The organism is Streptomyces sp. AHU1, from assembly GCF_045343905.1.
GTDB lineage: Bacteria > Actinomycetota > Actinomycetes > Streptomycetales > Streptomycetaceae > Streptomyces > Streptomyces triticiradicis.
Genome location: NZ_CP174283.1, coordinates 5,780,240 through 5,800,683 on the forward strand (window position 1 = coordinate 5,780,240; position 20,444 = coordinate 5,800,683).

The 20,444-nt window shown below is 72.9% G+C and carries 22 protein-coding genes; 15 read left to right on the plus strand and 7 right to left on the minus strand.

Translation table 11 applies throughout. The features are described 5' to 3' along the window. Positions 1–4: 4 nt before the first annotated feature. The 6 genes from ACICHK_RS25885 (at position 5) to ACICHK_RS25910 (ending at position 6,502) form a co-directional block, all read left to right on the plus strand. Positions 5–427: a DUF6113 family protein gene (locus ACICHK_RS25885; RefSeq protein WP_151469855.1), complete on the plus strand. Its 423-nt coding sequence runs from the start codon at positions 5–7 to the stop codon at positions 425–427. A 160-nt stretch (positions 428–587) separates the two neighbouring features. Next, entirely contained in the window at positions 588–2,789 is a 2,202-nt protein-coding gene (locus tag ACICHK_RS25890; protein ID WP_406838760.1) for a hypothetical protein, read from the plus strand. 168 nt (positions 2,790–2,957) lie between these two features. Then, entirely contained in the window at positions 2,958–3,932 is a 975-nt protein-coding gene (locus ACICHK_RS25895; protein WP_406838761.1) for an ABC transporter ATP-binding protein, read from the plus strand. Continuing rightward, positions 3,929–4,669, plus strand: a complete 741-nt coding sequence (locus ACICHK_RS25900; protein WP_406838762.1) for an ABC transporter permease — start codon at positions 3,929–3,931, stop codon at positions 4,667–4,669. The genes ACICHK_RS25895 and ACICHK_RS25900 overlap by 4 nt, the downstream gene beginning before the upstream one ends. Before the next feature lie 5 nt (positions 4,670–4,674). Further along, positions 4,675–5,877 (plus strand): sensor histidine kinase, encoded by a 1,203-nt coding sequence (locus tag ACICHK_RS25905; protein WP_406841324.1) that lies wholly within the window; start codon positions 4,675–4,677, stop codon positions 5,875–5,877. 10 nt (positions 5,878–5,887) lie between these two features. Then, positions 5,888–6,502: a DNA-binding response regulator gene (locus ACICHK_RS25910; protein WP_406838763.1), complete on the plus strand. Its 615-nt coding sequence runs from the start codon at positions 5,888–5,890 to the stop codon at positions 6,500–6,502. A gap of 21 nt (positions 6,503–6,523) precedes the next feature. On the opposite strand, the gene ACICHK_RS25915 is transcribed toward ACICHK_RS25910, so the two are convergent. Further along, positions 6,524–7,375, minus strand: a complete 852-nt coding sequence (locus tag ACICHK_RS25915; protein ID WP_406838764.1) for a tetratricopeptide repeat protein — start codon at positions 7,373–7,375, stop codon at positions 6,524–6,526. A 17-nt stretch (positions 7,376–7,392) separates the two neighbouring features. Further along, on the minus strand, positions 7,393–8,508 hold the full coding sequence (locus ACICHK_RS25920) for a GNAT family N-acetyltransferase (RefSeq protein WP_406838765.1): 1,116 nt from the start codon (positions 8,506–8,508) through the stop codon (positions 7,393–7,395). Positions 8,509–8,649: 141 nt separating this feature from the next. Here ACICHK_RS25920 and fdxA point away from each other — a divergent pair, with 141 nt between their 5' ends. Beyond that, complete coding sequence (gene fdxA / locus ACICHK_RS25925; RefSeq protein ID WP_019058397.1) at positions 8,650–8,970, plus strand: ferredoxin; 321 nt, start codon at positions 8,650–8,652, stop codon at positions 8,968–8,970. A gap of 157 nt (positions 8,971–9,127) precedes the next feature. After that, positions 9,128–10,222 carry a bifunctional succinyldiaminopimelate transaminase/glutamate-prephenate aminotransferase gene (locus tag ACICHK_RS25930; protein ID WP_151469848.1) on the plus strand — a complete coding sequence of 365 codons (1,095 nt, stop codon included), beginning with the start codon at positions 9,128–9,130 and terminating at the stop codon, positions 10,220–10,222. 104 nt (positions 10,223–10,326) lie between these two features. Here ACICHK_RS25930 and ACICHK_RS25935 read toward each other — a convergent pair whose 3' ends face one another. After that, the gene (locus ACICHK_RS25935; RefSeq protein WP_406838766.1) at positions 10,327–10,758 is read right to left on the minus strand and encodes an ATP-binding protein; all 432 of its coding nucleotides are present in this window, start codon (positions 10,756–10,758) and stop codon (positions 10,327–10,329) included. A gap of 357 nt (positions 10,759–11,115) precedes the next feature. Then, the gene (locus ACICHK_RS25940; RefSeq protein WP_406838767.1) at positions 11,116–12,153 is read right to left on the minus strand and encodes a heavy metal transporter; all 1,038 of its coding nucleotides are present in this window, start codon (positions 12,151–12,153) and stop codon (positions 11,116–11,118) included. 127 nt (positions 12,154–12,280) lie between these two features. Here ACICHK_RS25940 and dapE point away from each other — a divergent pair, with 127 nt between their 5' ends. Further along, positions 12,281–13,360: a succinyl-diaminopimelate desuccinylase gene (gene dapE / locus ACICHK_RS25945; protein WP_151469845.1), complete on the plus strand. Its 1,080-nt coding sequence runs from the start codon at positions 12,281–12,283 to the stop codon at positions 13,358–13,360. A 148-nt stretch (positions 13,361–13,508) separates the two neighbouring features. Next, entirely contained in the window at positions 13,509–14,267 is a 759-nt protein-coding gene (locus ACICHK_RS25950; RefSeq protein WP_151469844.1) for a TIGR00730 family Rossman fold protein, read from the plus strand. Between the two features lie 84 nt (positions 14,268–14,351). Here the strand turns inward: ACICHK_RS25950 and folP are convergent, their stop codons facing one another. Continuing rightward, entirely contained in the window at positions 14,352–15,212 is an 861-nt protein-coding gene (gene folP, locus ACICHK_RS25955; RefSeq protein ID WP_151469843.1) for a dihydropteroate synthase, read from the minus strand. Positions 15,213–15,385: 173 nt separating this feature from the next. Here folP and ACICHK_RS25960 point away from each other — a divergent pair, with 173 nt between their 5' ends. Beyond that, positions 15,386–15,736, plus strand: a complete 351-nt coding sequence (locus ACICHK_RS25960; RefSeq protein WP_406838768.1) for a DivIVA domain-containing protein — start codon at positions 15,386–15,388, stop codon at positions 15,734–15,736. Beyond that, the gene (locus ACICHK_RS25965; protein ID WP_406838769.1) at positions 15,733–16,314 is read left to right on the plus strand and encodes a DNA-3-methyladenine glycosylase I; all 582 of its coding nucleotides are present in this window, start codon (positions 15,733–15,735) and stop codon (positions 16,312–16,314) included. Before ACICHK_RS25960 ends, ACICHK_RS25965 begins: the two co-directional genes overlap by 4 nt. A gap of 75 nt (positions 16,315–16,389) precedes the next feature. Here ACICHK_RS25965 and ACICHK_RS25970 read toward each other — a convergent pair whose 3' ends face one another. Next, the gene (locus ACICHK_RS25970; RefSeq protein ID WP_151469840.1) at positions 16,390–17,193 is read right to left on the minus strand and encodes an enoyl-CoA hydratase/isomerase family protein; all 804 of its coding nucleotides are present in this window, start codon (positions 17,191–17,193) and stop codon (positions 16,390–16,392) included. 363 nt (positions 17,194–17,556) lie between these two features. Here ACICHK_RS25970 and ACICHK_RS25975 point away from each other — a divergent pair, with 363 nt between their 5' ends. Then, a complete protein-coding gene (locus ACICHK_RS25975; RefSeq protein ID WP_003966491.1) occupies positions 17,557–17,724 on the plus strand; it encodes a DUF3117 domain-containing protein in 168 nt (55 codons plus the stop codon). A gap of 120 nt (positions 17,725–17,844) precedes the next feature. Here ACICHK_RS25975 and ACICHK_RS25980 read toward each other — a convergent pair whose 3' ends face one another. After that, positions 17,845–18,546: an O-methyltransferase gene (locus ACICHK_RS25980; RefSeq protein ID WP_151469838.1), complete on the minus strand. Its 702-nt coding sequence runs from the start codon at positions 18,544–18,546 to the stop codon at positions 17,845–17,847. A gap of 227 nt (positions 18,547–18,773) precedes the next feature. On the opposite strand from ACICHK_RS25980, the gene sigE reads away from it, so the two are divergent. Both sigE and ACICHK_RS25990 read left to right on the plus strand, forming a co-directional pair. Continuing rightward, complete coding sequence (gene sigE, locus ACICHK_RS25985; RefSeq protein ID WP_151469995.1) at positions 18,774–19,472, plus strand: RNA polymerase sigma factor SigE; 699 nt, start codon at positions 18,774–18,776, stop codon at positions 19,470–19,472. Next, positions 19,469–20,419, plus strand: coding sequence for an anti-sigma factor family protein (locus ACICHK_RS25990; RefSeq protein WP_406838770.1), 951 nt, complete (start codon positions 19,469–19,471; stop codon positions 20,417–20,419). Before sigE ends, ACICHK_RS25990 begins: the two co-directional genes overlap by 4 nt. Positions 20,420–20,444 lie beyond the last annotated feature (25 nt).

Genomic DNA, 20,444 nt, shown 5'->3' on the forward strand with positions numbered 1-20,444 from the left:
TGTGATGAGCGCGAACGGACAGCGCGGCGGAAGCATGCTCGCCCAGCCGCTGACCCGGCCCTCGGGCGGGCGGATGGCCGCCTACCTGGGGCTCTTCCTGCTCGGCGCCGTGGTCGGCGTCGCCGGAGCGCTGGTGCAGCCGGGCTGGTTCCCCCTCGGGCTGCTGCTCGCCCTGGCGGGTGCCGCCGGACTCTTCCTGGGCGGCGCGCGGGCGATGGAATCCCGGGCCGGGGCCGTGGCCCCCGCGGCGGGCTGGATGGTCGCCGTCGTCCTGCTCACCGCCAGCCGTCCGGAAGGGGACTTCCTCTTCGGCGCGGGAGTCGTCTCGTACCTCTTCCTCCTCGGAGGCATGGCCGTGGCTGTGATGTGTGCCACTCTCGCCCAGGGGAGGCAACCGGGCCCTTCCGGTGCCCGACTTGCCAAGTGACGTACCGCTTCGCCTTATCGGTCCCGTGCGGGTCCCGTGTGAGATTCCTCCAAGGGCGAGGTTTGCGGGCCGGACACGGCCAGTATGGTGGTGCGCGCCGCCGAGCTGCCCGAGATGAGGTCGAGTAAACGGGCGGCGGAGCCAACCGGGAGAACCTGCCTTGAGTCGTGAAACTGACAGTTCGTCCTCCGGGCCCAACGGGCGCGGTGGAGCCGCGTACCCGTCGGGGACGCCGCCGTACGGCACCCCCGCGGTCTCCGAGCACGGCGCCGACGCGGGCCGTTCGGCCGCCGGCAAGCCGACGGAGGAGCGCAAGACCGAGACAACCCTGACGACACGGATCCGGATCAACATCCCCGGATCGCGGCCCATCCCGCCCGTGGTCGTCCGCACACCCGTCGCCGACGCCGACGCGTCGTCCGAGGACGGCGACGGCACGCAGGCACCGCAGGGCGCGAGCTCGCCCGCGGACGCGTCGAGCTCCAGCACGACGGCCAACAACCCGGTCCCGCCCGCGCCCGCGGAGCAGTCCGCGCCGGCCGAGACGAGCAACTGGTTCGCGCCCCGCAAGGCCGCCGCGCCCCCCAAGGGCGGGCCGGCCGGCGGCGCGGGCGCGCCGGGCGCTTCGGCTCCCGCCGGCCCCGCGCCCTCCGCTCCCGCGGCGGGCACGCCCGGCACGGGACGGCCGGCGCCGTCCGTCGGCGCCGGCCCGCTGGGCATCACCGGTGGTGTCCGGCCCGGCGGCACGAAGGGTGCCGCGCTCCCCGGTGCCACCGGCGCCGGACCCGTGGCCCCCGGCCACGGCGGCGGCACGGGCTCCTTCGACGTCTCCGGCGCGCTGCGCGACACCGGCTCCTTCCCGGCCATCGGTTCCTCCGGCGGATCCGCGCGGTCCGGCGGTCCGGCGGGATCCGGCGGGCCCGAGCAGTCCGGCGAACCGCGCCGCGACGACCTCCCGTACTTCTCCGAGAACGGCCGGGGCGGCCCGGCCGGCCCGACCGGCGGTCCCGCCACCGGTGACGGCCCGCTGCGGCCTCCGGCCGGTGCGGGCGCGGCCCCCGGCAGCCTGGCCGCGCAAGGCGGCCCGGCCCGCGGCAACCGGAACAAGGGCGCGGGACGCCCCGGCACCGCAAACGGTCCGCGCGGCGGCCTGAGCGGCGGTCTCAGCGACGACACCGCGATCCTCACCCCGCAGAAGCCGGCACCCGACCCGGGACCCGGTGCCTACGGCGCCCCCGCGGAGAACGTCTCCGGGCACACGCTGACGAGCGGCATGCCCGTCGTCTCGCCCAGCCAGAACTTCGCGTACGACGGCGACTTCGACGACAGCCTCGGGTCGCACACCGCGCCCAAGTTCCCCGAGCCGGTCCGGCAGCAGCAGCAGCCGTCCGCCCCGCCGAAGCCGGCGAAGAAGAAGGGCCGCAACAAGCCGGCGCTCCTCGCCGCCCTCGTCGTGGTCCTCGCCGTCGGCGCCTACGGTGCCGGTCTGCTCATGAACCACTCGGACGTGCCCAAGGGCACCACGGTGCTCGGCGTCGACATCGGCGGCGGCACCCGTGACGACGCCGTCAAGAAGCTCGACGCCGCCTTCGGCAGCCGGACGAACAAGCCGCTCACGCTGTCCGTCGACGGTGACACGGTCAAGCTCAGGCCCGACCAGGCCGGACTCCAGATGGACAGCCAGGCCACCGTCCGCGCCGCCGCCGGCAGCGACTACAACCCGATCTCGGTGATCGGCTCGCTGTTCGGCCACGGGCGCGCGATCGAGCCCGTGATGCCGGTCGACAAGGAGAAGCTGCAGGCCGCCCTGGAGCGCGCCGCGAGCGGCGCGGGTTCGGCGGTCGACGGCACGATCAAGTTCCAGCCGGGCAAGGCCGTCGCGGTCTACGGCAAGGCGGGCAGCGGCATCGACGTCGCGCCTTCGCTGCAGGCCGTCCAGGACGCGTACCGCGCCCAGGTGGAGACCAATGCGGCGACCCCGGTGAAGGTCGCCACCACGACCCGCCAGCCCACGGTCAGCAAGGCCGAGGTGGACCGGAAGATGTCGGCGTTCGCGTCGGTCGCCATGTCGGCGAACATCACCGTCCAGACGGACGCGGCCCACTCCGTCTCCTTCAGCCCGCAGAAGTCCATCTGGAAGTTCCTGAGCGTCCAGCCGGTCCAGGGCAAGCTCGTCGAGCACTACGACCTCAACGCGCTCGAGGCGCTGTACGGCCACGCCTTCGACGGAGTGACGATCACCCGGGGCGACGGCAGCCAGAAGGCCGTGACCCCGCAGGACGTGGCCTCCGCCGTCGGCAGGGCGCTCGTCGGGAAGACGGCCGCCGAGCGGATCGTGACCATCTCCACCAACCCCAGCTAGCGGGCGCACCGCCCACACGGAGGGCACCCGGCCGGATCTTCACCGGCCGGGTGCCCTCTTGTCGTGCCGGGCGCCCCGCCACGGGCCCGTCGGCATGACATCTGTCATGCACGGCCCAGGACACACCACACTGCCGCGCGCGCACCCCCCTCCACCACGATGGACGGCATGACAACGACTGCGGCGACCACCACCACACCGGTGGTCCGGTTCGAATCGGTGACCAAGAGCTACGGGAGCGTCCGGGCCGTGGACGGGCTGACGCTCGAACTCCACCCGGGGGAAACCGTCGCCCTGCTGGGCCCCAACGGCGCGGGCAAGTCGACCACGCTGGACCTGCTGCTCGGCCTCAAGAACGCCGACGGCGGGACCGTCCAGGTCTTCGGCACCGGCCCCCGCGAGGCGATCGTCGCCGGCCGGGTGGGCGCCATGCTCCAGAGCGGCGGACTGATGGACGAGGTCACCGTAGGCGAACTGGTCCAGCTCGCCTGCGACCTGCACCCGAAGCCCTACCGCGCCACCGAGGTCCTCGCCCGCGCCGGGATCGCCCAGATCGCCGACCGCAAGGTCAACAAGCTCTCCGGCGGCCAGGCGCAGCGCGTCCGCTTCGCCCTCGCCACGGCCGGCGACAGCGACCTGATCGTCCTCGACGAGCCCACCACCGGCATGGACGTCACCGCCCGGCAGGCCTTCTGGGCCACCATGCGCGAGCAGGCCGACCAGGGCCGTACGGTCCTGTTCGCCACGCACTACCTGGAGGAGGCCGACGCCATAGCGGACCGCGTGCTCGTCCTGCACCGGGGACGGCTGCTGGCCGACGGCACCGCCGCCGAGATCAAGGCCAAGGCCGGGGCGCGCCGCGTCTCCTTCGACCTGGAGGGCACGATCGACGAGGCCGCCCTGCGCGCGCTGCCCTTCCTCACCTCGCTCACGGTGTCCAAGAGCGGCTCCGCCGCGGGCTCCGGGCAGACCGTCCGCATCCAGTCCTCCGACGCGGACGCGACCGTCCACGCGCTGTACGGGACCGGCGTCTACCCCCGCAACCTCGAAGTCGCCGGGCTCGGTCTGGAGCAGGCCTTCGTCGCCATCACCGAGGCCGAAGAGGCCACCCGCACCGCCGCCGAGGAGGCCGCGTCCAAGTGAACAGTCTCATCAAGCTGGAGATCACCCGCGCCCTGCGCAACCGGAAGTTCCTGTTCTTCTCGGTGATCTACCCCTCGGCCCTGTTCCTGATGATCGCGGGCAGCGCCGACGACCACACCAAGGTGGACGGCACCGGCCTGACCCTGCCGACCTTCTTCATGGTCTCCATGGCCTCCTTCGGCGCCCTGACCGCCGTCCTCATGGGCAACAGCGAGCGCATCGCCAAGGAACGGGAGAGCGGCTGGGTCAGACAGCTGAGGCTCACCCCGCTGCCCGGCCGCGGCTACGTGTTCGCCAAGACCGCCAGCGCCGCCGTGATCAGCCTGCCCTCGATCGTGATCGTCTTCGTGGTCGCCGCGGCGGTGAAGAACGTCCGCCTGGACGTCTGGCAGTGGTTCGCGCTCACCGGCGTGATCTGGGCCGGCAGCCTGGTCTTCGCCGCGCTCGGCGTCGCCATCGGCTATCTCGCCAGCGGGGACGCGGTCCGGCCGATCACGATGATCGTCTACTTCGGCCTGTCGATGCTCGGCGGCCTGTGGATGCCGACGACGACCTTCCCCGACTGGCTGCAGGACATAGCCAAGTGGCTCCCCACGCACGCGTACGCTGCCCTGGGGCAGGCCATCGAACTGGGGAACGCCCCGCACGCGAAGGACGTCGCCATCCTCGCCGTGTCCTTCGCCCTCTTCGCGGGCGGCGCGGCCTGGCTGTACCGGAAGGACACGCTGAAGGCGTGAACGCCATGACGGAAGACCCGGTGCCCGACGGGGCCCGCACCGACGGTTTCGTGCGGATGGGGGAGTCCCCGCGCAACCTCCGCGAGGTCCTGCGCAAGTCGGTGTGGATCGTCATCTGGCTGGTGTTCCTCAGCTCGCCGATCCACGACCTCGTCTCGGGCCACCACACGCCCGCGGCCACCGTGGCCGGCTGGGCGGGCCTCGCGGCCTTCGTCACGGTCTATCTGACGCTGGTCTTCCGACACCTGGGCAAGGCGTTCACGGGCTCCCTGGCCGTCACCCTCATGGTGATCGCCCTCGGCGTGTTGGCCGTCGTCCTGTGCCTGACGCTCGGCGCGTCCTGGCTCGGTCTGTTCGTGTACGTCTCGGTCGCCTGCGGGACGACGCTGCCGATGCGTGCCTCCTACTGGACGATTCCGCTGACCGCCGTGGTGATGCTGCTCGTCGGCCTGCACGGCGGCGAGGAGGAGGCGGGCAACCTCGTCCTGCTCGTCGTGCTGATCGGCTTCGCCATGACCGGCGTACGGCAGCTCGTGCGCACGACGATCGAGCTGCGCAAGGCGAGGGCCACCGTCGCCCAGCTCGCCGCGAACGAGGAACGCCTGCGGCTCGCCCGGGACCTGCACGACCTGCTCGGCCACTCGCTCTCACTGATCACGCTGAAGAGCGAACTGGCCGGGCGGATGCTGCCCGACCACCCCGACAAGGCGGCCCAGCAGGTCGCCGACATCGAACAGGTCAGCCGCCAGGCCCTGGTGGACGTGCGCGCGGCGGTCACCGGCTACCGCAGGCTGCGGCTGGCGGAGGAACTGGCGGGCGCCCAGGTCGCGTTGACCGCCGCCGAGGTGACCGCCGACCTTCCGGCCGAGCCCGGCCTCGACGGTGTTCCCGAGGAGACCGAGTCCGCGCTGGCCTGGGCGCTGCGCGAGGCGGTCACCAACGTCGTACGGCACAGCGGCGCCCGGCGCTGCACCGTCGAACTCGTCCGGCGCCAGACCCTGGACGGTCCCGTGCTCGAACTCGCGGTGGAGGACGACGGTTCGGGCGGCTCGGGCGCACCCGGCAACGGACTGACCGGACTGGCCGAACGCCTGGAGAAGGCGGGCGGATCGATGGAGGCGGGCCGCGTCCGGCACGGATTCCGGCTGGTGGCACGGGCGCCCCTGGAAGGGGGCCGGACTTCCGCGGGAGCGGTGGCGACCCCGTAGGATCCGGTGCATGAGCCGCACGATCAAGGTCCTGCTCGCCGAGGACCAGTCGATGGTCCGCGAGGCGCTGGCCGCCCTGCTGGGACTGGAGCCGGACATCGAGGTGGTCGCCCAAGTGGCCCGCGGCGACGAGGTGCTGGCCGCGGCCCGCACCCATGACGTGGACGTGGCGCTCCTGGACATCGAGATGCCGGGCATGACGGGGATAGAGGCGGCGGCCGAGGTCCACGAGGAACTCCCGGGCGTCAAACTGCTCATCCTCACCACGTTCGGGCGCCCCGGATACCTGCGCAGCGCCATGGAGTCCGGCGCCGACGCGTTCCTGGTCAAGGACGCCCCGGCCGCCCAACTCGCCGCGGCCGTGCGCAAGGTGCTGGCCGGCGAGCGCGTCATCGACCCCACCCTGGCGGCGGCCGCGCTGGCCGAGGGCGCCAACCCGCTGACCGACCGCGAACGCGAGATCCTGCGGGCCGCCGCCGACGGCTCCACCAACGCCGAACTGGCCAAGGCCCTCCACCTCTCCCAGGGCACGGTCCGCAACTACCTCTCGACCGCGATCCAGAAGCTCGCGGTGCGCAACCGGGCGGAGGCGGTCCGGATCGCCCGGGAGAAGGGCTGGCTGTGAGCGCAGCGGCCGGCCGGTGCCTCAGTTGAGCATCGCCCGTGCCGCGTGGGCCTGTCGGCGCACCCGGGACGCGGCCGGTTCGTCGACCACCGCCACCACGTCCGCATAGGCGTCGAGTTCGGCCGCACCGGTCAGGAAGTCGCCTCGCTGGACCAGGAGTTGAGCCCGGTCGTACCGCAGCCGCGCCGGGTGCGAGGGCAGCAGCAGGGAGAGTTCCACCGACCACAGGGCCACGTCGGAGCGTTCGGGGCGGGCGGCGGCCCAGGCGCGGATGTTGTTCAGGACGCGCAGGACGATGTCGAGCGGGTCGGCGGGGGTGAGCATCGACGGGTCGAGCGGGGCACCGGTGGCGCCCGCGACGAGGAGATCGGCGTCGGAGCCGGTCAGCACGCGCCCGCCGTCGAAGGGGTCGGCGAGCACCTGCCGCTCGGGCGGCCCGAAGCCCACCACGAAGTGACCGGGCAGCGCGACCCCGTGGACCGGCGCACCGGCCCGCCGTGCGACCTCCATCCACACCACCGAGAGCAGGATGGGCAGCCCGCGCCGCCGGCGCAGCACCGTGTGCAGCAGGGAGGACTCCAGCCGCTGGTAGTCGCCCGGTGAGCCCCGGTACCCGCAGCGCGCGCCGAGGAGCTCGGCGAGGGCGGTCGCCCAGGGCAGCGGGCCGCCCGGACGGAAGGGCAGCCGGCCCGCCAGCTCGTCCAGCTCGATCTGCACCGCGTCCGTCCCGGCGTCGTCCAGCGTCCCGTCCGCCGCCGCGCCCACCAGCAGGCACAGCTCCGCCAGGTCGGGCCGCTCGGCCCGCGCCTCGTCGGCGAACCGCCGTCGTACCTCGTCGGCCCGCTCGGGTCCCGGTGGCTGGAGGGAACGCATAGCTGGCTCGTGCCCCGTCACGTCGATCGATACGGCTCGGTGCCGGGACCGGTGTCGCCGGACGCGCCGCCGTCCGTCGCCGGAGAGGCGTCGGTACCGGTGCCCGCCGCGCCCGTGTCCGGCCCGGTGCCCGTGACGGGGGCGGACGGCCACCGGTAGTGGTGGTACGCGTGGTGCGGGGCGAAGCCCATCCGGGCGTACAGCTCCCGTGCCCCGGCGTTGTCCGCCTCCACCTGGAGCCAGGCCGCCGAGGCGCCCTCCTCCAGGGCCCGGCCGGCCAGGGCGGCCATGACGGCGGTGGCGAGGCCCTGGCGGCGTCGGCCGGGGGCGACCTCCACGGCGGCGAAACCGGCCCAGCGGCCGTCCACCACGCAGCGCCCGATCGCCGCCGGAGGCTCGCCCTCGTCACCGGGCACCGTCGCGAACCACACCGAGGGGCCGCCGCCCAGCACCTTCAGGGCCGTCTCGCCGACGCCCTTGCGCTGATAGCGGCCGAGCCACGCCTCGTCGGCCGTGCGGGAGAGCGTCACCCCGGGCGCCTCCCGGTCCGCGACCGGCGCGAGCGCCCCGGTCCACAGCTCCGCGGTCACCTCGCGCGTCCAGCCGCGGTCCTCCAGCTCCGCACAGAGCAGCTCCTGCGTGCCCTCGGCGCCGGTGGCGGTCTGGACGAAGGCGGGCAGGTCGCGTGCCGCGTACCAGTCCCGTACGTACGTCAGCGCCCGGTCGAGGGGCACGCCCGGGTCACCCAGCGGCAGCACCGAGTTGGCGCGCCGGGTGAACCCGCCCGCCGCCCGCAGTTCCCAGTCGCCGAGCCGCTCGCTCTCCACCGGTGGCCAGGCCCGCGCGGCGACGCGCGCCAGCTCCTCGTAGGAGGCCGCGGGACCGCGCCGCCGCGCCGGGGCGGGCGGTACGACCTTGGCCGCGACCAGGGAGGACTCGGCGATCCGGACCCGTTCCCCGGTCCGTCGTGTGATCAGCAGCACACCGTCGTCCCATGATGTGAGAACTCCGACCGTATCGGTGAACTTCTCCACCGTGTCTCCATTGTCGGCCAGGCGTCGCACCGAGACGCGTTTGCCCACGTCAGCGGCGGTGACGCGGACCTCCAGGCGGCCGGCGGCAGAGAATTCCACAGGTCAGTTCACCCCTCCTGTTCGGATCATGCCCAAGAACGGAGATACTAGGTGCGGGCATCGACGACGCCGCGCTCCCGCGCGCCAGGCGGCGGAGCCTACGACAGGCCCGCCAGCGCCCTATCGAGGAGGAACGACAGCGTGACCTACGTCATCGCGCAGCCTTGTGTCGACGTCAAGGACAAGGCGTGCATCGAGGAGTGCCCGGTCGACTGCATCTACGAGGGCTCCCGGTCCTTGTACATCCACCCGGACGAATGCGTCGACTGCGGAGCCTGTGAGCCGGTGTGCCCGGTCGAGGCGATCTTCTACGAGGACGACACTCCGGAAGAGTGGAAGGACTACTACAAGGCGAACGTCGAGTTCTTCGACGAGCTCGGCTCGCCCGGCGGCGCCAGCAAGCTCGGCCTGATCGAGCGCGACCACCCCTTCGTCGCCGCGCTGCCGCCGCAGAACCAGTAAAGCGGCCCGCACAAGCGCCGCCTCGGTCCCGTACGGCCTGATCGTTCCGGTCGCCGTACGGGACCGAGGCGTTTGCCGTGCCGGACCGCGCAGCATCCGTGCAGGGGCCCGTACCCGCGTGTACGGGCCGTAGGTACGAGAAAGTGAGCCCGATCCCGTGTCCGCAGTCTCCGACCGGCTTCCCGTCTTCCCCTGGGACAAGCTGGAGCCCTACAAGGCGACCGCCGCAGCTCACCCGGGCGGCATCGTCGACCTGTCCGTCGGCACCCCGGTCGACCCGGTGCCCGAGCTGATCCAGAAGGCCCTGGTGGCGGCCGCGGACTCGCCCGGCTATCCCACGGTGTGGGGCACGCCCGAGCTGCGGGACGCGCTCACGGGCTGGGTGGAGCGGCGGCTCGGGGCGCGTGACGTCACCCACCGGCACGTCCTGCCGATCGTCGGCTCCAAGGAACTGGTCGCCTGGCTGCCGACCCAGCTCGGCCTCGGCCCCGGCGACAAGGTCGCCTACCCGCGCCTCGCCTACCCCACGTACGAGGTCGGCGCGCGGCTCGCGCGGGCGGAGCCCGTGGTCTACGACGACCCGACGGAGCTGGACCCGACGGGCCTGAAGCTGCTGTGGCTGAACTCCCCGTCGAACCCGACCGGCAAGGTGCTGTCCGCCGCGGAGCTCACCCGGATCGTCGCCTGGGCCCGCGAGCACGGCGTCCTCGTCTTCTCCGACGAGTGCTACATCGAGCTGGGCTGGGAGGCCGACCCGGTCTCGGTGCTGCACCCCGACGTGTGCGGCGGCTCCTACGAGGGGATCGTCTCGGTCCACTCGCTGTCCAAGCGCTCGAACCTGGCCGGCTACCGCGCGGCCTTCCTCGCGGGCGACCCCGCCGTCCTCGGCGAGCTCCTCGCGATCCGCAAGCACGGCGGCATGATGACCTCCGCGCCGACCCAGGCCGCCGTGGTGGCCGCGCTCGCGGACGACACCCACGTCCGCGAACAGCGCGAGCGTTACGCGGCCCGCCGCACCGCCCTGCGCGACGCCCTCCTGGGCCACGGCTTCCGCATCGAGCACAGCGAGGCGAGCCTCTACCTCTGGGCGACCCGGGACGAGTCCTGCTGGTCCACGGTGGCCCACCTGGCCGAGCTGGGCATCCTGGTGGCCCCCGGCGACTTCTACGGCGAGGCGGGCGAGAAGTTCGTCCGCGTGGCGCTCACCGCCTCGGACGAGCGCGTGGCGGCGGCGGTGGAGCGCCTGCGGTAGTCCGGCCGCCCGGCAGCGGAACGGGGGTCCGGGGAGGCGAACTCCCCGGACCCCCGTCGCCGTACGGTGCGAGCCGCACGGCGGCCCCGGCCCGGAAGCGGGCCTCAGCCCACCTGCAGGCCCTGCGTCGGCAGCTGTCCCGTCGGCAGGTCGCCCCTGGCCACGGAGTCCGTCGGCAGGCCACCGCCGGACGCGGCCTTCGCGGCGCCGCCGACGAGGCCTCCGGCCTGTCCCGCCGTGCCTCCGGCCACCTTGCGCGCGGCGGGCGCCGCCTTCTTCGTGGCCTTGGTGCCGGCCTTGCCCACGCCCGGCAGCGCCTTCTCGACCGTGTCGCCGCCGGCCTTGCCGGCGATCCCGGTGACGTGCTGCGCCGTGCCGCCGACGTTCGCCCCGTCCAGGGCGGTCACGCCGCCGAGTCCGGGAGCGGCGGGCAGGTCGGCCGCGCAGGCGGAGCCGGCCGCGCCGACCACGGGCGCCGCTCCGGCCGCGACGAGCAGCACGACACGGGCGATCCGGCGGGTCAGGGGGAGGGACATGATGCTCCTTGGACGGAGGGAACGGGGAAGTGTTCTGCCGTGCCCGGCGGCCGGCCGTGCGACCGGCCGGCCGTGTCACCGGAAAGCCGACCGCGGTGCGGTCGTTCCGGGCTCGGACGCAGTGACTACCGCTCGAAGTCCGTGAAGGTTGCGGTGACCCGTCCTAAAGAGTTGGTAATGCGTCGCATTATCGTTTGTGGATAAAAACGGGCAAAGGATGCCCGGCGGGGGTGACCGCGAAATGCCCGTGGCCCTTTGTTCCCAAGGGATTTCGCGGACGGGGGAGTGAGTGCCCGAAAACGCGCGCACATCGCAGGCCCGTCCGGGGCCGATCCTCCCCAGGGGTGAGGCCCCGTACTACTGCCCGGTGACGATCCGGACCTCGGCCGCGGCCTCCTCCGCCCCCGGACCGTTCTTGTCGTCGGCCGTGCGCCACGAGCCCTCCGAGCTCCCCGCGGTCCACTCGCGCCCCGCGTACGACACCCGGTCGATGTGCAGGGTCGAGGAATTGGCCACGGCCCAGTGCGCCAGCTCCCAGCCGCGGCGGAGCGCCCCGGCCCCGGTGGCGGACTCCTCGGACACGGGGACCGTCACGGTCCGGTCGGCGGTCCCCGCGGAGGCGGGGGGAGCCGACGGGGCCGGGGCGGCCGACGAGGCGGAGGGGACCGGGGAGTCCGAGGCGGCCGGTGCCGGCGACACGGAGGAACCCTCGGCGGCCACGGTGGCGCCCGCCTCCTGGAACACATCGCGCCCGAAGTCCCGCGCGAGCGCGGCCCGCACCGGCGCCGGGCCGCCCGCCGGGGTCGCGGCCGGGCGCCCCTGGCAGGTCAGCGTGGCCGCCGCGCGGCCGGTCAGGGCGGCGGCGAGCAGCGTGGCGTCCGGCTCGTGCTTCGCGTAGGCCTGCGGGAAACCGCTGTGCTGCACCCGCTGCGCGGCGACGGTGAGCGGCAGCCGCGAGTAGCCGGGCACCTTGGCCAGGTGCTCGTAGAAGATGCCCGCCGAGTACGTCGGGTCCATGATCTGCTTCTCGGTGCCCCAGCCCTGCGAGGGACGCTGCTGGAACAGGCCGAGGGAGTCCCGGTCGCCGTGCCGGATGTTGCGCAGGCCCGACTCCTGGAGCGCCGTCGCCAGCGCGATGGCCACCGCCCGCTCGGGCATGCCGCGCGAGGTGCCGATCGCCGAGATCGTCGCCGCGTTCACCGCCTGTTCGGGAGTGAACTCGTACGACGCGCCGTCGCCGTTGCCGGAGACGACCTTGCACCGGGGCGCGCCCACGCCGCCCGTGAGGTACTGCACGCCGAGATAACCCGCGACCGCGAGCAGGACCATGAGGGCCCCGCCGAAGCGCAGGAGGCGACCGCGGCGCCGGACTGGAGTGGGGGACGGCTCAGACACGCGTACAAGGTACTGGAGAGCGCCGTGGATGAACCCTGGGGCTGTGGACAACGTGAGCGAGGCCGGGGGATACGACCGCATCCGGCTGTTTTCGGTGCCCCCGGCCGGGCGCGCTAGGGTCGACGCCATGGCCGACACCCCGCTTGACCTCACCCTGGACGCCGCCGAGCTCACCGCGCGGCTGGTCGACTTCCGCTCCGAGAGCGGGGACGAGAAGCCGCTCGCGGACGAGATCGAGGCCGCCCTGCGCGCCCTGCCGCACCTGACGGTCGACCGGTACGGCAACAACGTCGTGGCCCGTACGGACCTGGGCCGCGCCGAGCGGGTCGTCCTGGCCGGTCACATCGACACCGTGCCGATCGCCGGCAACGTGCCCTCCCGCCTCGACGAGGACGGGGTGCTGTGGGGCTGCGGCACCTGCGACATGAAGTCGGGCGTCGCCGTCCAGCTCCGTATCGCGGCCACCGTCCCCGAACCCAACCGGGACCTCACCTTCGTCTTCTACGACAACGAAGAGGTCGCCGCCCATCTGAACGGTCTGAAGCATGTGGCCGAGGCCCACCCAGAGTGGCTGCGGGGTGACTTCGCGGTCCTCCTGGAGCCCTCCGACGGACAGGTCGAGGGCGGCTGCCAGGGCACGCTGCGGGTGCTGCTGAGGACCAAGGGGGAGCGGGCCCACTCCGCCCGCAGCTGGATGGGCTCGAACGCCATCCACGCGGCCGCCCCGATCCTCGCCGCGCTGGCCGCCTACGAGCCCCGCTACCCGGTGATCGACGGCCTGGAGTACCGCGAGGGCCTGAACGCGGTGAACATCTCGGGCGGCGTCGCCGGCAACGTCATCCCCGACGAGTGCGTCGTCACCGTCAACTTCCGCTACGCGCCCGACCGCACCGAGGAGGAGGCGATCGCGCACGTCCGCGAGGTCTTCGCCGACTGCGGGGTCGAGGAGTTCGTCGTCGACGACCACAGCGGTGCCGCCCTCCCCGGCCTGTCCCACCCGGCCGCCGCCGCGTTCATCGAGGCGGTGGGGGGCACTCCGCAGCCCAAGTACGGCTGGACGGACGTCTCCCGTTTCAGCGCGCTCGGCATCCCCGCGGTCAACTACGGCCCCGGCAACCCGCACCTGGCGCACAAGCGGGACGAGCGGGTGGAAACGGCCAAGATCCTCGCGGGCGAGGAGCGGCTGCGCGACTGGCTCACCGGCTGAGGCGCGGCACGTACCCGTCGGCTGCTCACGGCGGACATGCCCACGTCCCCCCGTCGTAACCAGCGGAGATCTACGCTGGGACGGAACGACCTTCCCCCGCACCGGTTTCGGCCGGAGCGGGGGAGATCCGTACGCGGAGGGAGTGGACATGGCTACTGGCGACCCGAGGGGCAAGAAGCGGCCACCGGACGAGCAGCGGCTGGGCCCGGTGCTGCGCAGGCGGGACCAGGTCCAGGCGAGCACCACGGACCAGCGGCTGCTGGACGCGGGCGGCCCCTCGGACTGGGTGCACACCGATCCCTGGCGTGTTCTGCGCATCCAGTCGGAGTTCATCGAAGGCTTCGGGACGCTGGCCGAACTCCCGGCCGCGATCAGCGTGTTCGGCTCGGCGCGGACGCCGGTCGACTCGCCCGAGTACGAGGCGGGCGTCGCCCTCGGCCGGGGCCTGGTCGACGCCGGGTTCGCGGTGATCACCGGTGGTGGACCGGGTGCCATGGAGGCGGCCAACAAGGGCGCCCTGGAGGCGAAGGGCATCTCCGTCGGCCTCGGCATCGAGCTCCCCTTCGAGCAGGGACTGAACCCGTACGTCGACATCGGCCTGAACTTCCGCTACTTCTTCGTCCGGAAGATGATGTTCGTCAAGTACGCCCAGGGGTTCGTGGTCCTGCCCGGCGGGCTCGGCACCCTCGACGAACTCTTCGAGGCGCTCACGCTGGTGCAGACCCAGAAGGTCACCCGCTTCCCCATCGTGCTGTTCGGCTCGGAGTACTGGGGCGGTCTCGTGGACTGGCTCAAGAACACCCTCGTCGCCCAGGGCAAGGCGGCCGAGAAGGACCTGCTGCTGTTCCACGTGACCGACGACGTGGACGAGGCGGTGGCCCTGGTGTCGAAGGAGGCCGGCCGCTAGGACGTCACGAGGGGCACGGGCAGGACGTCACGAGGGGTACGGGAGGAACCGGGTTCCTCCCGTACCCCTCGTGCGTTCCGTTCGCTACGCCAGCCCGCGCCGGGCCACCGCCGGCGGCCGGTGCCCGGCGATCGAGGCCACCATGTCCAGCACCTGACGGGTCTCCGCGACCTCGTGGACGCGGTACACCTGCGCCCCCAGCCACGCCGACACGGCGGTCGTCGCCAGCGTTCCGAGGACCCGCTCCTTGACCGGCTTGTCGAGCGTCTCGCCCACGAAGTCCTTGTTGGAGAGGGAGACGAGGACCGGCCACCCGGTGGAGACCATCTCCCCGAGCCGCCGTGTCGCCTCCAGACTGTGCCGGGTGTTCTTCCCGAAGTCGTGACCGGGATCGATGAGCACCGACTCGCGGGGCACCCCGAGGGCGACCGCGCGCTCCGCGAGCCCGAGCGTGACCCGCAGGATGTCGGCCATCACGTCGTCGTAGGCGACGCGGTGCGGACGCGTCCGCGGCTCGGACTCCCCGGCGTGCGTGCACACGAGCCCCACCCGGTACCGGGCGGCCACCTCGGCCAGCCGCGGATCGACCCCGCCCCAGGCGTCGTTGAGCAGGTCGGCACCGGCCTCGCAGACCGCCTCGCCGACCTCGTGCCGCCAGGTGTCGACGCTGATCACGACGTCGGGGAAGCGGCGGCGCACCTCGGCGACGAAGCCGACCGTCCGGCGCGCCTCCTCCTCGGCGGTGACCTCCTCGCCCGGCCCGGCCTTGACCCCGCCGATGTCGATGATGGCGGCGCCCTCGGCGACCGCCTGCTCCACGCGCGCGAGGGCGGGCTCGTCGCGGAAGGTGGCCCCCTGGTCGTAGAAGGAGTCCGGGGTCCGGTTCACGATCGCCATGATCACCGGCTCGTGCGCGTCGAATTCACGCCTGCCCAGCCTGAGCATCCCCTGTGACCTCTCCCAGTAAGTCGCACCGATAAGCCGCCTGCGACCTTAACTGTCAGACTCGCATGGCACGATCGGAGCCTGACACTTCCAGCGTCAGACTGCTTTCGTCAGCACCAGTACTTCCGCGCCGACGCGAACCGCGCCGGCACCAGAGCGTGGGGACCTCAGCGATGTTCATGTTCTTGTTCCTGGTCGTCGCCCTCGCCGTCGTGGTCGCCGCGGTGACCCTGTCCGTGGTGGGCGGCGGCGAGAAGGCGCCCCTTGCCGACGCCGAGCCCGAGCGGCTGAGCGATCCGCTGCCGTACGGCCGCCCGGTGCACAAGGGCGACGTGGACGCCCTGCGTTTCGCCGTCACCGTGCGCGGTTACCGCATGGAGGACGTCGACGACGCGCTCGGCCGGCTGGGCGCCGAGATCGGCGAGCGGGACGCCCGCATCGCCGACCTGGAGGCCGCGCTCGCGGGCGCCCGCGCGGCGAACGCCGCCACCTCGCTGCACAAGCACCCCGAGGACGAGCGGTGAGCGGGGCGCTGGCCGGATCCGACGGAGTGCTGCGCTGCCCCTGGGCGCTGTCCACCGAGGACTACGTGGCGTACCACGACGAGGAGTGGGGCCGGGCGGTCCACGGCGACGACGCCCTCTACGAGCGGCTGTGCCTGGAGGCCTTCCAGTCGGGGCTGTCCTGGATCACCATCCTGCGCCGCCGCCCCGGCTTCCGCGCGGCCTTCGCGGACTTCGAGATCGCCAAGGTCGCCCTGTTCACCGAGGCCGACGAGGAGCGTCTGCTCGCCGACCCGGGGATCATCCGCAACGGCGCCAAGATCCGGGCGACCGTCGCCAACGCGCGCGTGCTGGCCGGATGGGCCCCGGGCGAGCTGGACGAGCTCATCTGGTCCTTCGCCCCCGACCACACCTCCCGGCCGGTCCCGGAGAAGCTCTCCGACGTACCGGCCGTCACCGACGGGTCGACCGCGCTGTCCAAGGCGCTCAAGAAGCGCGGCATCCGCTTCGTGGGCCCGACGACGGCGTACGCGCTGATGCAGGCGTGCGGTCTGGTGAACGACCACCTGGCGGACTGCGCGGCGCGCCACACCGGGTGACGCGGGACGCGAGGAGAGGTTCGGGGCGTGTCCGCCACGGACCTGGCGCGGCCCGCGGCGGACACGCCGGGCGGGTCAGCGCCCCAGGTACTCGGGCTTCTGCTTGTTCACGAACGCCTGGACCGCGATGGTGTGGTCCTCGGAGGCCCCGGCCCGCCCCTGGAGCTCGTCCTCCTTCTCCAGGGTCTCCTCCAGCGAGTGGGTGAGCCCGAAGGCGACGGACTCCTTCAGGGCGGCGTACGCCAGCGTCGGCCCGGAGGCCAGCGCCCGCGCCACCTTCTCCGCCTCGGCCCGCAGCTCGGCGGCCGGAACCAGCCGGTTCGCGATGCCCAGCTCGTACGCCTCCTGGGCGCTGATGCTGCGCGGGAAGAGCAGCAGGTCGGTGGCACGGCTCGGGCCGATCACCCGGGGCAGCGTCCAGGAGATCCCGGAGTCGGCGGTCAGCGCGACACCGGCGAAGGACGTGTTGAAGGCGGCCGTGTCGGCGACGACGCGGTAGTCGGCCGCGAGCGCGAAACCGAACCCGGCCCCGGCCGCGACGCCGTTGACCGCGGCGACCACGGGCTTCGCGGCGCCGGTCAGCGCCCGCACGATGGGGTTGTAGTGCTCGCGCACGGTCCTCATCGTCCCGCCCGACCCCGACTCGCGGTCGGCGGCCAGCAGCCCGATGTGCTCCTTGAGGTCCTGGCCCACGCAGAACGCCCGGTCCCCGGCGGCGGTCAGCAGGATCGCCCGTACGGCGTCGTCGGCGGCGGCAGCCTGCGCCGCGTCCCGGAGAGCGACCTTGGTCTCGATGTTCATCGCGTTCATCGCCTCGGGGCGGTTCAGCGTGATCGTCGCGAGTCCGTCGCTCACCTCGTAGAGCACGGTGTCGGCCATGGTGGGTCCCTTCCGGGGTCGCGGCTCGTCGTACCGGCCGGTACGTCCTGTGTCCGATGACAGCATGGCGGAGATCGCCGGCGTCGGCGCGGGGCATACATGTGACCTGCATCAAAGAATTCCGCGTCGCGGAACTCCGTGCGGCGGAGCAGTATCGCAGCCACATCGCCGAATTGGGTGGTTTTGCTCAAGCGCGTTGCGCAAGCGATGCCGACTGATGTTGGTCATCGGGTCCTGAGATGCGGGATAATGGCCTGGAAGCAATGTGTTCGATGCCGGTGACGCGTGTCCTATGAGGGGATGTGCGTGCCCTCCGAGGGGGCCGTCGGCGACGATGAGCTGGTTTCAGGAAGGGGAACGAGCATGGCGGCCATGAAGCCGCGGACGGGCGATGGCCCGCTCGAGGTGACCAAGGAGGGGCGGGGCATCGTCATGCGCGTTCCGCTCGAAGGCGGCGGTCGGCTCGTCGTCGAGCTGACCCCTGACGAGGCCGACGCGCTCGGCGACGCCCTCAAGAAGGTCGTCGGCTGACGCGGAACACGACCCATACCTCTTTCGGCTTCCCCGGTACCGCACACGGTGCCGGGGAAGCCGTTTTTCCGGCACCGTGCGCGGTACCGCCGACCGGCCCGGTCGGCCCGGTCGGCGGGGTCAGCGCTTGACCGCGCACAGCAGGCCGTCGCCCACCGGCAGCAGCGACGGCACCAGCTCCTGGCTCTCGCGCACCGCGCGCAGCAGTTCGCGCAGCCGGCTCACCTCGACCGGCTGCGGTCCCGAGTCCACGGTGCGGCCGTCCGCGAAGACGCCCTCGAAGGCGACGAGCCCACCCGGACGCAGCAGGCGCAACGATTCAGCGAGGTAGTCCAGGCACTCCAGCCGGTCGCCGTCGCAGAACACGAGGTCGTACCCGGCGTCGGCGAGACGGGGCAGGACCTCCAGCGCGCGGCCCGGTATGAAGCGCGCGCGATTGCTGGCGAACCCGGCCGCGCGGAAGGCCTGGCGCGCGAACTGCTGGCGCTCCGGCTCCGGGTCCACCGTGGTCAGTACCCCGTCCGGCCGCATGCCGTGCAGAAGATGGATCCCGGAGACGCCGGTCCCGGTACCGATCTCGGCGACCGCCTTCGCGTCCACGGTGGCGGCGAGCAGGCGCAGCGCGGCGCCCGTGCCGGGCGTCACCGAGCGCAGGCCCGCCTCGTGGGCCCGGTCCCGGGCCCAGCGCAGTGCCTCGTCCTCGGCGACAAAGGCGTCGGCGAACGCCGCCCAGCTCGTCTGCCGGTTGCCGGTAATGACCCTCTCCTGTCCCCGTGGTTGCCTGGGCGTGACTGTATCCGTTGGCGCCGGGAACCTGCGGATGGGACCGGGCGTTTAGAGGGGTGGGAGAACCGAGCGGGGGGAAGTCGATGGGCCGGTACACGGAGCGGGGACGCGGGCGGACGTCGGCGCGCCCGTATGAGCCCGTATCAATTTCGCGTAAAACCGCTTATCCGGAGCTAACGGGCGAGGTGGCTATGGTAGGGGCTCCACTGGACACCACCAGAGCCGACAGGGGAGGTGCGGCTGCGCCTGTGGATCGGGGAGGAGTGCTGCGGCGCCTGCTCAGATCGACGGGTGAGCCGAAATCCGTGACCGACAACGCTGACCAGCTCCCCGTTGCTGCCCCGGCGCAGACCGCGACGTTCACCACCGACGCGGAGTCCCAGGCGTGGACCCCTCCCACCTGGGAGGAGATCGTCAGCACCCACAGCGGTCGCGTCTACCGTCTGGCGTACCGCCTCACGGGCAACCAGCACGACGCCGAGGACCTCACCCAGGAGGTCTTCGTCCGTGTCTTCCGCTCCCTGTCGACCTACACGCCCGGCACCTTCGAGGGCTGGCTGCACCGCATCACCACGAACCTCTTCCTCGACATGGTGCGGCGCAAGCAGCGCATCCGCTTCGACGCCCTCGGCGACGACGCGGCCGAGCGGCTGCCCAGCCGTGAGCCCTCCCCGCAGCAGGTCTTCAACGACGCGCACTTCGACGCCGACGTCCAGCAGGCGCTGGACACCCTCGCGCCCGAGTTCCGCGCCGCCGTCGTCCTCTGCGACATCGAGGGACTCTCCTACGAGGAGATCGCCGCGACCCTGGGCGTCAAGCTCGGCACGGTCCGTTCCCGGATCCACCGCGGCCGCTCCCAGCTGCGCAAGGCCCTGGCACACCGGTCTCCCGAGGCCCGCGCCGAACGTCGCTCGTTCGTGTCCCGCGTGCCCGTGCTGGGGGGAGGAGGCGCGACCGCGTGAGTGGAACCCGTCCCACCCCTGCCGAGCAGCACCTGGGAGACCGGCTTTCCGCCCTGGTGGACGGAGAGCTCGGTCATGAGTCGCGCGACCGCGTCCTGGCCCACCTCGCCACCTGCGCGAAGTGCAAGGCCGAGGCCGACGCCCAGCGCCGACTGAAGAACGTCTTCGCGGAGATGGCCCCGCCGCCACCCTCCGAGAGCTTCCTCGCCCGCCTCCAGGGGCTTCCCGGGGGAGGCGACTCCGAGGGCCCCCGGCTGAACGGAGGGGGCTTCGGCGGCGGACTGTCCGGCGGCTCCACGGGTCCCGGCCTGCCCGGCGTCTTCGGAATGCGGGGCGAGTCCTTCGGGTACGTGCCGGCCGGACCGCACGCCGACGTGCTGCCCTCCGCTCCGGGGCGCGGCTTCCGCATCCATGACGTCAGCCGCCACGAGGCCGAGCGGTCCGCCTCGCGCGGGCTGCGGTTCGCCTTCGTCGCCGCGGGCGCGGTGTCGCTCGCGGCCGTCGCCCTCGGCGGGGTGACCGCCGGTATGCCCGGGAGCCCGGACGCGCGCGGAGGAGCCGGCGCCGGGAGCAACGTGACCCCGTCCCGCTCCCAGGGCACGGGAGCCGCCTCGACCCCCGAGTCGCAGCGCCGCCGCTCCGTCGGACCGGTGCTCGCCCAGGGCGAGCGGTCGCTCGCCGCCGGGCCGGTGGCACCGACCGGGATGTCCGCCCCGCTGCTGCCCGGGGTCCCCGCCCCGGTGGGCCACGGCCAGGACGCCGTCCGCACGCTGACGACACCGGCGGTCGCCGGTGCCACCGCGACGTCCCCGCTCATACGTCCGCTCACCGACGTCCAGCCGCTCGCCCTGACCCCGGCCGTGAGGCCCTCCGCCCCCGCCGTCACACCGTCCCCCTCGCCGTCCCCCTCCTCGTCCTCGTCCCCCGCCTCTCGTAGCGCCCACTGACACCGCCCTCTGCGCGGCGGCCCGT